The 14,837-nt window shown below is 51.3% G+C and carries 9 protein-coding genes; 5 read left to right on the forward strand and 4 right to left on the reverse strand.

Features of this window, described 5'->3' with window-relative positions; all coding sequences use genetic code 11:
* Positions 1-281: 281 nt before the first annotated feature.
* Positions 282-1,007 carry a bifunctional 2-polyprenyl-6-hydroxyphenol methylase/3-demethylubiquinol 3-O-methyltransferase UbiG gene (ubiG, locus tag ABD035_RS16005; RefSeq protein WP_343871134.1) on the reverse strand — a complete coding sequence of 242 codons (726 nt, stop codon included), beginning with the start codon at positions 1,005-1,007 and terminating at the stop codon, positions 282-284.
* Between the two features lie 169 nt (positions 1,008-1,176).
* Between ubiG and gyrA the strand changes: the two genes are divergently transcribed.
* Both gyrA and rcsC read left to right on the forward strand, forming a co-directional pair.
* On the forward strand, positions 1,177-3,813 hold the full coding sequence (gene gyrA / locus ABD035_RS16010) for a DNA topoisomerase (ATP-hydrolyzing) subunit A (RefSeq protein ID WP_212713989.1): 2,637 nt from the start codon (positions 1,177-1,179) through the stop codon (positions 3,811-3,813).
* Positions 3,814-4,017: 204 nt separating this feature from the next.
* Positions 4,018-6,861 (forward strand): two-component system sensor histidine kinase RcsC, encoded by a 2,844-nt coding sequence (gene rcsC / locus ABD035_RS16015; RefSeq protein WP_343871135.1) that lies wholly within the window; start codon positions 4,018-4,020, stop codon positions 6,859-6,861.
* Positions 6,862-7,357: 496 nt separating this feature from the next.
* On the opposite strand, the gene rcsB is transcribed toward rcsC, so the two are convergent.
* Positions 7,358-8,005, reverse strand: a complete 648-nt coding sequence (gene rcsB / locus ABD035_RS16020) for a response regulator transcription factor RcsB (RefSeq protein WP_025903355.1) — start codon at positions 8,003-8,005, stop codon at positions 7,358-7,360.
* 4 nt (positions 8,006-8,009) lie between these two features.
* On the reverse strand, positions 8,010-10,661 hold the full coding sequence (rcsD, locus tag ABD035_RS16025) for a phosphotransferase RcsD (RefSeq protein WP_343871136.1): 2,652 nt from the start codon (positions 10,659-10,661) through the stop codon (positions 8,010-8,012).
* A gap of 934 nt (positions 10,662-11,595) precedes the next feature.
* Here rcsD and ompC point away from each other — a divergent pair.
* Positions 11,596-12,714 carry a porin OmpC gene (ompC, locus tag ABD035_RS16030; RefSeq protein WP_212713986.1) on the forward strand — a complete coding sequence of 373 codons (1,119 nt, stop codon included), beginning with the start codon at positions 11,596-11,598 and terminating at the stop codon, positions 12,712-12,714.
* 67 nt (positions 12,715-12,781) lie between these two features.
* Here the strand turns inward: ompC and ABD035_RS16035 are convergent, their stop codons facing one another.
* On the reverse strand, positions 12,782-12,964 hold the full coding sequence (locus tag ABD035_RS16035) for a hypothetical protein (RefSeq protein WP_212713985.1): 183 nt from the start codon (positions 12,962-12,964) through the stop codon (positions 12,782-12,784).
* A 202-nt stretch (positions 12,965-13,166) separates the two neighbouring features.
* On the opposite strand from ABD035_RS16035, the gene apbE reads away from it, so the two are divergent.
* Entirely contained in the window at positions 13,167-14,210 is a 1,044-nt protein-coding gene (gene apbE / locus ABD035_RS16040) for an FAD:protein FMN transferase ApbE (RefSeq protein WP_343871137.1), read from the forward strand.
* Positions 14,211-14,227: 17 nt separating this feature from the next.
* Positions 14,228-14,836: a DNA oxidative demethylase AlkB gene (gene alkB, locus ABD035_RS16045; protein ID WP_343871138.1), complete on the forward strand. Its 609-nt coding sequence runs from the start codon at positions 14,228-14,230 to the stop codon at positions 14,834-14,836.
* Position 14,837: the final 1 nt, after the last annotated feature.

The following is a 14,837-nucleotide window of genomic DNA, read 5'->3' on the forward strand; positions in this document are numbered from 1 at the left end:
GCGACTTAACAAGCGAAAAAAATGATAGTAAAACGGGTTGTATTTTTCTGATTTTTTCGAAGCCCGCATGGTTCAAGGCATAAGATGATGTCAACGTTTTAGAGAAAAAATTTCTTTTTGCGATCGGTCGCCGGTTTTTCGTTCACAGCAGGGGTGCCGGGGAAAGTCCTGCTGTATAGCAGGGTGAAAAAAGAGACTAAAACCGGATTATTTTCCGGCAGGAAAATTTTGTCGGCCTGCCGGAAAAAATAAAAGTATAACACTCCACAGAAAAGGCAGGGTTATACCGGGCGGCTCGTATGGACCATATAATTGACATCAACGCCGTGGCCAAGGCGGAACCTGTTGGTCAGCGGATTATAATGAAGACCCGTCATCCCTTCTTCGCGCAGTGACGTTTCATCGACCCAGTTAAGTAATTCGGCCGGACGAATGAATTTTTTCACATCATGGGTACCGCGCGGCACCATACGTAACACATATTCCGCTCCAAATACGGCCATCAGCCAGGCCTTAGGGTTACGGTTAATGGTTGAGAAAAACACCTGGCCGCCCGGCTTAACCAGTTTTGCACAGGCATGGATAACAGACTGCGGGTCCGGAACGTGTTCCAGCATCTCCATGCAGGTCACCACATCGTACTGCCCGGCAAACTCCGCGGCATGTTCTTCAACGGTTTGCTGAATATAGTGGACGGTCACCCCGGTTTCCAGGGCATGCAGTCGGGCAACTTCTAACGGTTCGGCCCCCATGTCCAGCCCGGTGACATTGGCACCTTCGCGGGCCATGCTTTCGGCAAGAATGCCGCCGCCGCAACCGACATCCAGAACTTTTTTACCAAACAGGCCCTGGCTGTTCTGACTGATATAGCCCAGTCGCAGCGGGTTAATACGGTGCAGAGGTTTGAACTCACCTTCCAAATCCCACCAGCGGGAAGCGACGGCTTCAAATTTCGCAATTTCCTGGTGGTCGACATTCTGTGGTTTTTCCTGAGAAGGCATATTCATATCACTACTCCTGACAAAATTTTCCCGAGTATAAACGCTTACAGCGCTTGCGGCATCCCCCGTCTGCGCCCCGGGGTAACTAATATGACGCTGACGTTCACCGCAGGGCTGGTTTGTGATATGATTTGCGGCCTTAACAGTCGGCAATATCTAGAGGGATATCGGCTCCATGAGCGACTTAGCAAGAGAAATCACACCGGTTAATATCGAGGAAGAATTAAAAAATTCTTATCTTGATTATGCCATGTCGGTCATCGTTGGCCGTGCATTACCTGACGTCCGCGACGGACTTAAGCCTGTACACCGTCGTGTACTGTTCGCCATGAGCGAACTGGGTAATGACTGGAATAAAGCCTACAAAAAATCTGCCCGTGTTGTCGGGGATGTGATAGGTAAATATCACCCGCACGGTGATTCCGCCGTTTATGACACCATTGTCCGTATGGCTCAGCCTTTCTCACTGCGCTATATGCTGGTGGACGGGCAGGGTAACTTTGGTTCTATCGATGGCGACTCCGCGGCCGCCATGCGTTATACCGAAGTCCGTATGGCGAAAATTGCCCATGAACTGCTGGCAGACCTGGACAAAGAAACCGTTGATTTTGTACCTAACTATGATGGTACAGAACAGATCCCTGAAGTTCTGCCGACGAAAGTGCCTAATTTGCTGGTTAACGGTTCCTCCGGGATTGCGGTGGGGATGGCAACCAACATTCCTCCGCATAACCTGAATGAAGTGATTAACGGTTGTCTGGCCTATATTGATGATAATGAGATCACCGTTGAAGGCCTGATGGAACACATTCCGGGCCCGGACTTCCCGACGGCAGCTATCATCAATGGCCGTCGCGGTATCGAAGAGGCCTACCGCACCGGACGTGGCAAAATTTATATCCGCGGGCGGGGACAAGTCGAAACTGACGCCAAAACCGGCCGCGAAACGATTATCGTGCATGAAATTCCTTATCAGGTGAACAAAGCCCGCCTGATTGAAAAGATCGCAGAACTGGTTAAAGAGAAGCGAATCGAAGGGATCAGCGCGCTGCGTGACGAATCGGATAAAGACGGTATGCGTATCGTCATTGAGATTAAGCGTGATGCCGTCGGTGAAGTGGTATTAAACAACCTCTATTCACTGACGCAGTTACAGGTGTCTTTCGGTATCAATATGGTTGCTCTGCACCAGGGCCAGCCAAAAATTATGCCGCTGAAAGATATCCTGGAAGCCTTCGTGCGTCACCGCCGTGAGGTGGTGACCCGCCGGACCATCTTTGAGCTTCGCAAAGCCCGTGACCGTGCCCATATCCTGGAAGGTCTGGCGGTAGCACTGGCAAATATTGACCCGATTATCGAGTTAATTCGTCGTGCACCTTCGCCGGCGGAAGCCAAAGCTGGCCTGGTATCCACTCCGTGGCAACTGGGTAACGTCGCAGCAATGCTTGAAAAAGCCGGAGATGATGCTGCACGTCCGGAATGGCTGGCACCGGAATTCGGTATCCGTGACGGTGCGTACTACCTGACCGAACAGCAGGCGCAAGCGATTCTGGACCTTCGTCTGCAGAAGCTGACCGGAATGGAGCACGAGAAACTGCTGGATGAATATAAGCAGCTGCTGGACGAAATTGCCGCACTGATCTTTATCCTGCAGGACTCTGACCGTCTGATGGAAGTGATCCGTGAAGAACTGATGGCTGTCCGTGAACAATTTGGTGATAAGCGTCGTACCGAAATCACGGCAAACAGCGCGGATATTAATCTCGAAGACCTGATTAATCAGGAAGATGTGGTGGTTACGCTTTCACATCAGGGCTATGTGAAATATCAGCCTCTGACCGATTATGAAGCGCAGCGTCGTGGCGGGAAGGGCAAATCAGCGGCAAGGATCAAAGAAGAAGACTTTATTGATCGCCTGCTGGTCGCCAATACCCATGACACCATCCTCTGTTTCTCAAGCCGTGGTCGTCTCTACTGGATGAAGGTTTACCAGTTACCGGAAGCCAGCCGCGGGGCCCGTGGCCGGCCGATCGTTAACCTGCTACCACTGGAAGCGAACGAGCGTATTACTGCCATTCTGCCGGTACGTGAGTACTCAGAAGGACTGAACATCTTTATGGCGACCGCCAGCGGTACCGTGAAGAAAACCGCGCTCACCGAATTCAGCCGTCCGCGTAGCGCCGGGATCATTGCCGTTAACCTGCGTGATGATGATGAACTGATCGGTGTGGCACTGACTGACGGTAATGATGAAGCAATGCTGTTCTCGGCGGCCGGTAAGGTCGTCCGCTTCTCGGAACAGGCCGTCAGACCGATGGGCCGTACAGCGTCAGGTGTTCGTGGTATCCGGCTGGCCGAAAATGACCGGGTGGTATCACTGATCATTCCTCGTGAAGAGGGCGCGATCCTGACAGTGACGCAGAACGGTTACGGTAAACGTACTGCCAACAGCGAGTACCCGACCAAGTCCCGTGCGACTCAGGGGGTTATCTCTATCAAGGTGACAGAGCGTAACGGTCCGGTGATCGGAGCGGTACAGGTGGTCGACAGTGATCAGATTATGATGATCACCGATGCCGGGACTCTGGTACGTACCCGTGTTTCTGAAGTCAGTGTGGTTGGCCGTAATACTCAGGGTGTCATACTCATCCGTACGGCGGAAGATGAAAATGTCGTGGGTCTGCAACGTGTTGCTGAACCGGTCGAAGAAGATGAACTGGATGCGATCGACGGTACGGTCGCGGAAGGGGAAGACGAGATCGTTCAGGAAGCCGAACCGGATGACGATGCGGCACCGGAAGACCAGCAATAAGTCCGGCCTTCAGGTTACACCAGAGAGACACCCCTTAGCGGTGTCTCTTTTTTTTACCCATTCTCCACCGCTGACAATCACGACAACACGGCCCGGGTTGTGATAATCTTACTCCCTTCAGGGATGACTTTGGCGTTACAGTGATGACGTGCAGGGCACCTTTCCGTCATTGAATTATTCCAGGCTTACTGCAGTGAGTATCCTTTGAAATATCTCGTCTCTTTTCGTACCACATTACGTGTTTCCCGTTATCTTTTCCGGGTTCTGGCGCTGTTGCTCTGGTTACTCGGCGGGCTGCTGAGTGCCTTTTATTTGCTTAATGTGTTACATGAGAAAGAGTCCGATATCCGGGAACAACTGTCCGGCAATTTCAGCCAGGCGGCATGGTATGTTGCGCATACTAATGAAGCGATGCGCGAACTTAAGTACATTACCGAAGGCCAGCTTAACGAGACGCCTGACGGGAATACCTTCACTCTCAGTAGCGGGAATAAAGACTTCTCGCCTCAGTACTCCCCGTTGTTCAGTGATGATGATTGCAGCACGACCAGTGCTTCCTGGCGCTCGACCTTATCCACGATGGGCGGATTTATTCATTACTGGGAAAGCCAGTATGTTTCTTCGTATGAGATGAGTCGGATTTTTCTGCTGAATAATGGCAGCAATTGTCTGGCAACCTTCTCTTTCGGTAACAGTGATGTCAGCGGGGATTACAGCAACCGCTCGCTGCAGGAAAATGTATTACGCTTTCATAACAGTAGCCTCAATGAGCAGCGCAATCCTGTGTACTGGATCACCGCCGGCAACCAGCCGGGGGTCGGGGCGTTTTATATGATGATGCCGGTGTATACCGGAAATCAGCCGGTAGCGCTGTTGAGCTTTGAACAAAATCTCCGTCTGGATGAACTGACGACGCCGGGCAGTGTTCCTGTCGTGACGTCGATTATTAACAGCGATAACCAACTGCTGCTGTCCACGGATAAAGACGCGACCAGCAGTAGCTTCGAATGGCTGCCGGACGATAAACTCTGGTTCGGCTACAGCGAAGGGTACCGTCAGTTGATCCTCAAGCGGTCGCTGACGTCCAGTCCGTTCAGTATTGTCTATTCATTGTCGACCGGGTTGCTGTTTAACCAGATGAAGCTGATGATCATCAATGCGGTGTTACTCAATATCTTCAGTGCATTATTACTGATGGTGCTGGCGATGATTTTTGAGCGGCGCATGCTCTATCCGGCGGAGGAAAATGCTATCCGCCTGGAAGAACATGAGCAATTTAACCGCAAGATTGTCGCTTCGGCGCCGGTCGGTATCTGTATTTTGCGCACCAGTGATGGCAGCAACGTCCTGAGTAATGAACTTGCCCATAACTACCTGAGCCTGCTGACCGCAGAGGATAAAGTGCGGCTGACGGATATTATCAGTGGTCAGCAGGTTAATTTTGTCGATGTGCTGACCGGCTCGAATACCAACCTGCAAATTAGTTTTGTTCACAGCCGTTACCGTAATGAAGATGTGGCGATTTGCGTACTGGTGGATGTCAGCGCCAGGATCAAGATGGAACAGTCGCTGCAGGAAGTGGCCGATGCCGCAGAACAGGCCAGCCAGTCAAAATCGATGTTCCTGGCCACGGTCAGTCATGAGTTACGCACCCCGCTGTATGGCATTATCGGCAACCTGGACTTACTGAAGACCCGTGAACTGCCAAGAAATACGGAAGCGCTGGTCAGTGCCATGAATAACTCTTCAGACCTGTTGCTGAAAATTATTAACGATATTCTCGATTTCTCGAAGATTGAGTCTGAACAGCTGAAAACCGAACCTTGTCTGTTCTCACCGCACGAGATGGTCGGGCATATCATTTCTAACTATCTGTCGCTGGTCGTAAAAAAGCGGCTGACCCTCTATTGTATGATCGAGCATGACGTACCGACCTCTCTGTTTGCAGACCCGATGCGGCTGCAACAGGTTGTCTCGAATCTGCTGAGTAATGCGATAAAATTCACTCATACAGGCTGCATTATCCTGCATCTGTATCAGCATGAGGGATACCTGGCTTTCCGGCTGCGTGATACCGGGGTCGGTATTCCGACACGCGATGTATTGCGGTTATTTGATCCGTTCTTTCAGGTCGGGACGGGCGTACAGCGGAACTTTCAGGGAACCGGGCTGGGGCTGGCCATCTGCGAAAAGCTGGTCAGTATGATGGACGGCGATATTGCGGTGGAATCTGAACCGGGGATGGGCAGCCAGTTTACGGTACGCATTCCTGTCTATCAGGGCCAGTGGCAGCCCGCAGCCACGGATCTCTCCGGCTGGCGGGTCTGTATTGATCTGAAAAATCCCCTGTATGCCGATTATCTCAGCCGGAATCTGCAGGCACTTTCGGTCATCGTCAGCCGGGATCGGACACAACTGACCCCACAGGATATTTACATTACCGACGGTGATGACGTCAGCGGACTGGTATGCCGGGCGCGGATCTGCTTCAGCAGTGAACACACCGGCTTCCCGATGGAAATTCAGCCAGGTACCTGGGTTACGACGACGTCTATGCCCCATGAGTTACCGGATCTGCTGCGGCGCATTTTCCGTCCGGCCATTGAGAACAAATATCCTGCCATAGCGCCGGAAGATAAACCGCAAGCCGCGTGCCACGATGATATTCTGATTCTGGTGGTTGACGATCATCCTATCAACCGGATGCTTCTATCCGGTCAGTTACACACCATCGGTTATCAGGTTAAAACAGCCCAGGATGGCGTGGATGCATTAAATGTCCTGCAGCGAATTGACGCGGATATCATCCTGACGGATGTGAACATGCCGAATATGGACGGCTATCTCCTTACCCGGACGTTACGTGAGTCCGGCTGGACTCGTCCGGTGATTGGCGTTACGGCGAATGCGCTGGCCGATGAGAAACAAAATTGTCTGGAAGCCGGTATGGACGCCTGTCTCTCCAAACCCGTGACTCTGCAGGAACTTGGGTCTACGCTGGCTGCGTATGTGGAACGCATCCGGCGGGAACGGGTATCGGCAGACTAAGCCAGCGCTGTGCGCGTGCGACAGCAGCAGATTATCGCAGGAAACGCGCGTGCTCTGTCCGGGCAGGCCGGGTGTATCCGGTGTCACCTGTGTATTGGCAGACCACGCCAGGGGCTGTGCGCGTACGACGGCAGAAGGTTATCGCAGAAACTGCGCGCGGCGTTGGCCGGGCAGGCCGGGTGTATCCGGTGTTACCTGTGTATTGGCAGACTACGCCAGCGCTGTGAGCGTGCGACGGCAGAAGGTTATCGCAGGAACCGTGCGCGGCGTTGGCCGGGCAGGCCGGGTGTATCCGGTGTTACCTCTGTATTGGCAGACTAAGCCAGGGGGTGTGCGCGTGCGAAGGCAGCAGGTTATCGCAGAAACCGTGCGCGGCGTAGGCCGGGCAGGCTGTCAGCGGTATCCATGCTTAGCGGAAGAGTAAGACAGGATCCGGTGGATAGGGTGATGTTATCCGTCCGGAGCCCTGCCACGATAGCAGGGCACCGGATACCGGTTATTCTTTAGGCAAGCTGCTGCTCACCGAAGAAAGGTAGTTCAGCAGGGCAATATCGTTGTCGACACCCAGCTTCATCATGGCAGATTTTTTCTGACTACTGATGGTTTTGATGCTGCGGTTTAGTTTACGGGCGATTTCGGTCACCAGGAAACCTTCGGCAAACAGGCGCAATACTTCACTCTCTTTCGGGGACAGACGTTTGTCACCGTAACCGCCGGCACTGATTTTTTCCAGTAATTTAGCCACTGACTCAGGGGTGTATTTCTTCCCTTTCTGCAGGGCGGCCAGTGCCTTAGGCAGGTCCGTCGGTGCACCCTGTTTCAGTACAATCCCTTCAATATCCAGGTCCAGTACCGAGCTCAGGATGGCCGGGTTATTATTCATCGTCAGGACGATGATAGCCAGATCAGGGTAATGACGTTTGATATATTTGATCAGCGTGATCCCGTCGCCGTACTTATCGCCAGGCATCGACAGGTCGGTGATCAGTACATTGGCTTCGAGCTTAGACAGGCTATTGATCAGTGCTGTGGAGTCTTCAAACTCACCGACGACATTAACCCACTCGATCTGCTCGAGCGATTTACGGATCCCGAACAAGACTATCGGGTGATCATCGGCAATAATTACGTTTAAGTTATTCATCTTTTTATTTACCTTGCTGCAATAGTTTGTTGACGTAGTCGTCAATGTCCCTGGCAGCTTCTTTAATGTTTAAATCATCGCACTTTTCAATGAAAAGCTCTAACTGCTCACACTGTGCTTTTCCGGCCTCGAGACCCAGCATCGCGAAAACGCCTTTAAGCCGGTGTGCTGTCAGAGCGAGTGCGGCATAATCTTTATCAGCAAGTTCAAGAGATAATTTAGTGACGTCATCGGGTACAGTATCCTTAAATATCTGAAAATATCCGGGTTCCTCTAACACTGAATTCCCGGTAGTTTCAGGAGCATCCTCCATCTCATCCTCGGTCAGTTGTTTTTCAATCAATGAAAGCAGAGCTTCCAGAAATGCCTGATTCAGATTGTAATTCGCACGGTACTGCTGCGGGGTAATGGCTGAATATCCTGGCTCCGTCCCCGTAATCAGCACTGCCCATCCCGAGAGCCTGGCCGGTACATCAGTGATCAGGAAGTCATAGTCCTGGACTGAAACCCGCTCGTCGGCAATCACACATTTTGCCCCCCAGTACTCCAGCTGACGGCTAACGATTTTATAGATATCATCAACCACCACATCGACCAATACTGTAATTCCGTCCAGTATTTTCTCGTCCTGCTCCGTCTCCTGTGCCTGTACCGGCAATGAGAGAGTGACACTGTAATGGGTGCCCAGATCTGTCTTAGAGACCATATCCAGCTTTCCGTTCAATGCCTGACAGAACTGACGACAGAAAAACAAGTCCATGCTGTTCGACTTTTCGTCGTTCAGTGTGCTGACATCGCCGCTGAACGGAAAATGTGCGTTCTCAAGCTCTGTCTTATTCAGACCCTGACCAGTATCTACAATATTTACCATTAGTCGATCAGTTTGTTCCGGGCTTGCACTGATTCGGACAGAAATTTTGCCCCAGCGGGTGGTTCCGAAGGAATACCACAGCAATGTCATTAGGATTTTTCTGACAATGCTGCTGTCACCGCGCCGAATCTCATCAGCGGGGCGAAGATTATTCACAATAATGTCCAGGCCACGCGGGTTCAACGCAGGGAGGAGTTCGGTCACGATTTCATCCAGCATTTTCTGCAGGCTGAACGGCTGTTCATCTGCGGACCAGCGATGATTTTCCAGCTCATTGAGCAGAATAATATTGTCCGTGAGACGTAACAGGTGGTCACAGTAATCAGCCAGCGGCTGCCAGTCAGCAAGGGCGACAGAGTCCTGCAGTTCAGAAAGATGGTGGCGCAGACGTGTCACCGGCTGACGGAACGTGCGGCCGATATTTTCCAGCAACTGGCGACGGATAAGATGATTTTTATCCAGCACCTTCTGTGCATGCTGTAGTTTTTTATTAATCAGAATTTCGCGATCCTGATTACTGATAATAAAGAAACGATATTGAGGCGAGCAGCGGCTCTGCTGATGCCTGACTTCATAGACTTCATTATTAATCGTTACCTGCAGCACACCCTGAACATTTTCTGACAACGAGACTATCTTCTGCAGATTCAGGTGCGGGATCAGTTGGGCAGCTTTCTCGTTACTGACGACCTCACGATGCGCATTAAAATCATAGATAACAAAACCAACCGGCAGGCTATCGACCATCTCTTTGTTCAGGATGCGCAGCAACTCCAGTTCGGGATTACTGTTATCTTCCTGTGGTGTCTGATAACGCCGTAGCAGAAAGCTGGCGGTCAGAGACAGTACAAGCAACAGCAGGCATAGACAAAGGGTCAGGGCAAACTCGTGAATCGCCTGATTGACCAGCATCAGAATTGAAACCTGATACGAGATCAGCATTGATGATGAAGAAAGCGGTGCCAGCAATTCAACCGATGCAGTTGCCAGATTCACTCTGTCTGCTGTGGGCATATCCGGACTGCCGGAGTCGGTATCATGAAATATCATCCGGTCCGGCCTGAGATTGCCGGTCAGTAAATCGTTAATGGGCAGATCAAAGGCCAGCACCGTGGCCAGATGGCCTGGCTGGTTAAACGTCGTTCTCAACGTAAAATAGTAGTCATCGCTGTCTGCTGTGTGGCGTAACTCAGAGAAACTTTCACGTTCATCCAGGGTATTGGCTTGCTGAAGCATTTCAGCTCTGCGGGTCGAGACCAGTCCGGTAATACTTTCACCGTTATAGCGGACCATCATATCTTTCAGAGGCAGAGTCGAGACCATCGTCATACTGTTGTCCTGGCCATTCAGGTAGTACATGGACCAGACATTCTTTTTGATGCCCCACAGGGTATTCAGGAAGTCAGAAATATTATCGGCGGTTGCCAGCGTATTGCTGCTATGAGAACCAAAGATCAGCGCCTGCGTCTTGCCCTGTTCAGTTACCGGGGCATAAATGTCCGGCCGCAGACGGATCTCCTGCAAGCCGCTGGAGGAAGTGTCGTCATCATCGCTGTCCGCCGTGCTGTTCTGATTCTGATAGATCTGCCAGGTAGCAAACCGGTAGGTATCGACACGTAATTGCAGGGACCGCGAGAAATTGCCCAGCAGGGCCTGCTGATGGTGTAACTGGGCCCCCAGACTGTCATAAATGATGCTCAGGAAAATAACGACCACGATGATGTTGAACAACATCATGAGCTTGAACAGCGGTCTTGAGAGCAACTGGCTATTTTTTCCGGGCATAACGATCTGAACCTGAGGTCAAAGAGAACTTACAAACGAAGAGGGATCCACACAGTCAGGCTGTGTACCACCAGCCATTATCCGGGCCGTATTTTCACCGCCGGGCGTCACTGCTTTCCTGGCAGAAGACAGTTTAACCGGCTAAAAATATCGTCAAAAAATGCGGAAGTAAAGGCAGGGTGAGAAATAAACCCCCGCTTAACCCGTCGTGTGGCGAACGTCTGGCAGAGAAATGTCCCGCCGGACATATTTTTGTTATTTCAAGGCCAGGGCGGGGATCTGATTTACCCTTCAGTAATAAAATAACTGTTTATATTTAGCCGAATCCTTTCAGTCGCTACTGTCCCGGAGGATGTTTTTGTTAATTCCTGTTTATAGATAATTTTTATTTCACTGATGAAATGAAGGGCGCGAAGATAACAGGCTCTGTTTATGAAGACGTGATGGCCAGGGATGGCAGGGCAACAGGGGGAATATTAAAAAAAACCGGGCTCGTGGCCCGGTGGGAATTATAAAATACTCATTCGGGGGAATGAAGATAATAATGAAATAAATGATGATAGCAGAGCCAAGTATATCTCTCCGCCTTACACTTTATTTACCTTTCAGTGCGGTAAAGTTTAACCTTTTGAGTTTTGTGAACCCTTACAAATTTCTTTTGCAATAAGTGCCTTATTGATTGGGTATCGTGATTTTTAGTTGATTTGACCAATAGTGCGGATTAAAAGGGAATAATGAAATTAAGAAAGTTCCTGGTAGAAATACTTTGTCGTTAATTTCAAAGAAATTGAAACTATTTAGGCTGTTTAGTATCATTTCGTTGATAGAAAGGCAGCTTTCCTGATTTAACATGACGTTACGTGTAGTTTTTGACATTTTTATACATTGACCTGAGCCGTCGCTGACGCCTGAAGGTCCCTTTGAGGGTGATAACATGAAATTAAGCGTTCTTTCATTACTGGTTCCTGTACTTCTTGCTGCGGGCTCCGCCAGTGCCGCTGAAATTTACAATAAAGACGGTAACCAGTTAGATCTGTACGGTAAAGTGGATGGCCTGCACTATTTCTCCGGTAATAACGGTCAGGACGGCGACCAGTCGTACGTGCGTTTAGGCTTTAAGGGTGCCACGCAAATCTCTGATCAGTTATCCGGCTATGGCCAGTGGGAATATCAGATGGCTGCGAATAACGCCGAATCTCAAGGTGCTGCAGATAATTTTACCCGTGTCGGCTTTGCCGGGTTGAAATTCGATAACGACGGCTCCTTAGATTATGGTCGTAATTATGGCGTTATTTACGACGTATCCGGCTGGACCGATGTGTTACCTGAGTTTGGCGGAGACACGTACGGTGCCGATAACTTTATGTTCCAGCGCTCCAGTGGATTATTAACCTATCGTAATACGGATTTCTGGGGCCTGATTAACGGTCTGAATGTGGCTGTCCAGTATCAGGGTAAAAACGGCAGTGCGACCGAAACCGCAAATGGTCGTGATGTCTTAGGCCAGAACGGTGATGGCTGGGGTATGAGCGCGACCTATGATCTGGGTCAGGGTGTATCACTGGGTGGTGCGATGTTCTCATCTAACCGTACCGACGAGCAGAATAACTACTCCGTTGATGGCAACCATATTCTGGGTAACGGCGATAAAGCTCAGGCGTATACCGGTGGCGTAAAATATGATGCCAACAATGTCTATCTGGCGGCTATGTACACCCGTTCTTATAACGCAACCCGTTTCGGTTCCAGTAGCTCCACCGCGTATGGTTATGCGAATAAGGCGGATAACTGGGAATTAGTGGCACAGTATCAGTTTGACTTTGGTCTGCGTCCGTCGCTGGCTTATGTGACTTCACGCGGCAGTGATATCGGTAAATACGGTTCACAGGATCTGAAAAAATACATTGATGTCGGTACTACATATTACTTTAATAAAAATATGTCGACCTATGTTGACTATCAGATTAATCTGATGAAAGACAACGACTTCACCGATAGCGCGGGTATCAATACCGATAATATCGTTGGTGTGGGTCTGGTCTACCAGTTCTGATCGACGGCGGGGAATAACGTTATGTTATTCCCCGCATAATTTCCGGCAAAAATACCCGCAGAACGCCTCACTGGCGTTCTTCAGCCTTTGAACGGCAGGCGTGATCCGTGGCTCCTGCAAACAGCTCCTGAGAGTTTCCCCCCGAATAGTTACCTTCCAGCGCGGCTCCTGCCTGAGTGAGTACGCCGGAGGCGACCCATTCTGCCCATAACGCTTTTATCTTACGGGTGAACACCGGATTCATTTTCATCTGCACCTCCGCTCATTAACACCGGACCTGTAATCAACGCTGCAATAACTATGCCAGCGCGTAGCACGGATATTCACGGGCAGCGCCGTCAGTTTTGCTAATATACTGCCTCTGTATGGTGCAGTGAGCCCCTGTCGGTGGCGCAAAGACGGGCAGAGGCGAACGCGCTGCACACCTGTTTATTTATTTCGGGTAATCATTGATGAAAGCATTTTTAGGTGCGGGCTTACTGTTCGCAGCAGCCCTGACCCTCGCCGGTTGTGATAATTCACCGGCAGTGTCGGCACAAAACAGCGTCCTGTCAGGTAAGACGATGGGGACCGTCTGGCGTGTTACGGTTGCCGGGGTGCCGGCGACCCGGCTGCCACAGTTGCAGGAGGCCATCAGCCGCCAGCTCAGTCAGGACGATCAGGAGCTTTCTACCTGGAAGCCGGACTCTGCGTTATCCCGTTTTAATCAGTACCGGGGAACGGCACCGTGGCCGGTCAGTGAAGGGATGGCAGATATTGTGACAATGGCCCTGCGCATCGGACAAAAAACCGACGGCGCCATGGATATTACCGTCGGGCCGCTGGTGAACCTGTGGGGGTTTGGTCCGGTTGCCGCCCCCGAACACACCCCGGACCCGCAAGCCATAGAGAGTGCTAAGGCTCTCACCGGGCTGCAACACCTGAAAGTGATCCAGACTTCACAGGGGCAGGCCTTGCAGAAAGATCTGCCGGGATTGTATGTTGACCTGTCGACCATGGGGGAAGGGTACGCGACCGATCATCTGGCCCGGCTGATGGAATCTGAAGGTGTTACCAATTACCTGGTCTCGGTGGGAGGCGCCTTGCTGTCACGGGGCCAGAGTGCCGGAGGACGTCCGTGGCGTGTAGCTATCCAGCAACCGACAGACCAGGAGGATGTGGCACAGGCCGTGGTCGATCTTCAGGGACATGGGATCAGTACGTCCGGAGATTACCGCAATTACTATGAACTGGACGGTAAACGCATCTCCCATATTATCGATCCGGTGACCGGCCGGCCGATTGAGCATAAACTGGCCTCAGCCACCGTTATCGCCACTACGGCGATGGAAGCCGATGGCTGGGACACCGGGCTGATGGTACTTGGCACGGAAAAAGCGAAGGCACTGGCCATCAAACAGCACCTGGCCGTTTTTCTGATTATCCGTGAAGGGAACAAATTTGTGACCTGGAGCTCACCCTTATTTAAATCTTTCCTGGTTTCACAGGATCATTAACCGGGAGATGTGACCTGATGCTGGATCTGTTTGAAGGTGAAGCGCCCTGGCAGGAGGTGCTGGCAGAAGATGCAGTGATCCTGCGCCGTTATGCCAGAGAGGACGATCAATGGTTATTTCGCCACATTATGCAGGTGGCTTCGTTACGTCCGTTTCAGCATCGGATCACTCCGGGCGGGTTCCGGATGTCGGTGGCCATGACTCACTGTGGTTCACGCGGCGGTTATCCGGAAAACCCGCCGGTGCCGCCGGTCAGTCTTCCGGCAGAACTGCAGCAGTTTGCTGTCAGAGCCGCCGGCAGCGCCGGCTTCAGCGGCTTTTTACCGGACTCATGTCTGATGAACCGGTATGCCCCTGGCAGTAAACTCACGCTGCATCAGGATAAAGATGAAAAAGATTTACGTCAGCCTATCGTTTCTGTGTCTCTCGGATTACCGGCAGTGTTTCAGTTCGGCGGGTTTGATCGGGCGGATGCTCTGCAGCGTGTACTGCTGGAACATGGCGATGTCGTCGTCTGGGGCGGACGCTCCCGGTTACGTTTCCACGGTATCGCTCCGGTGAAACCAGGTTCTCACCCGCTGACCGGGGCGTATCGCTACAACATGACTTTTCGTTGTGCCGGATAAC

The organism is Tatumella terrea (genome assembly GCF_039523755.1).
Taxonomy (GTDB): domain Bacteria; phylum Pseudomonadota; class Gammaproteobacteria; order Enterobacterales; family Enterobacteriaceae; genus Tatumella; species Tatumella terrea.

Excerpts from the sequence above, each read along its gene's own strand:
- ubiG (WP_343871134.1), bottom strand. The coding sequence starts at position 1,007 with ATGAATATGCCTTCTCAGGAAAAACCACAGAATGTCGACCACCAGGAA.
- gyrA (WP_212713989.1), top strand. The coding sequence starts at position 1,177 with ATGAGCGACTTAGCAAGAGAAATCACACCGGTTAATATCGAGGAAGAA.
- rcsB (WP_025903355.1), bottom strand. The coding sequence starts at position 8,005 with ATGAATAACTTAAACGTAATTATTGCCGATGATCACCCGATAGTCTTG.
- rcsD (WP_343871136.1), bottom strand. The coding sequence starts at position 10,661 with ATGCCCGGAAAAAATAGCCAGTTGCTCTCAAGACCGCTGTTCAAGCTC.
- ompC (WP_212713986.1), top strand. The coding sequence starts at position 11,596 with ATGAAATTAAGCGTTCTTTCATTACTGGTTCCTGTACTTCTTGCTGCG.
- ABD035_RS16035 (WP_212713985.1), bottom strand. The coding sequence starts at position 12,964 with ATGAAAATGAATCCGGTGTTCACCCGTAAGATAAAAGCGTTATGGGCA.
- apbE (WP_343871137.1), top strand. The coding sequence starts at position 13,167 with ATGAAAGCATTTTTAGGTGCGGGCTTACTGTTCGCAGCAGCCCTGACC.
- alkB (WP_343871138.1), top strand. The coding sequence starts at position 14,228 with ATGCTGGATCTGTTTGAAGGTGAAGCGCCCTGGCAGGAGGTGCTGGCA.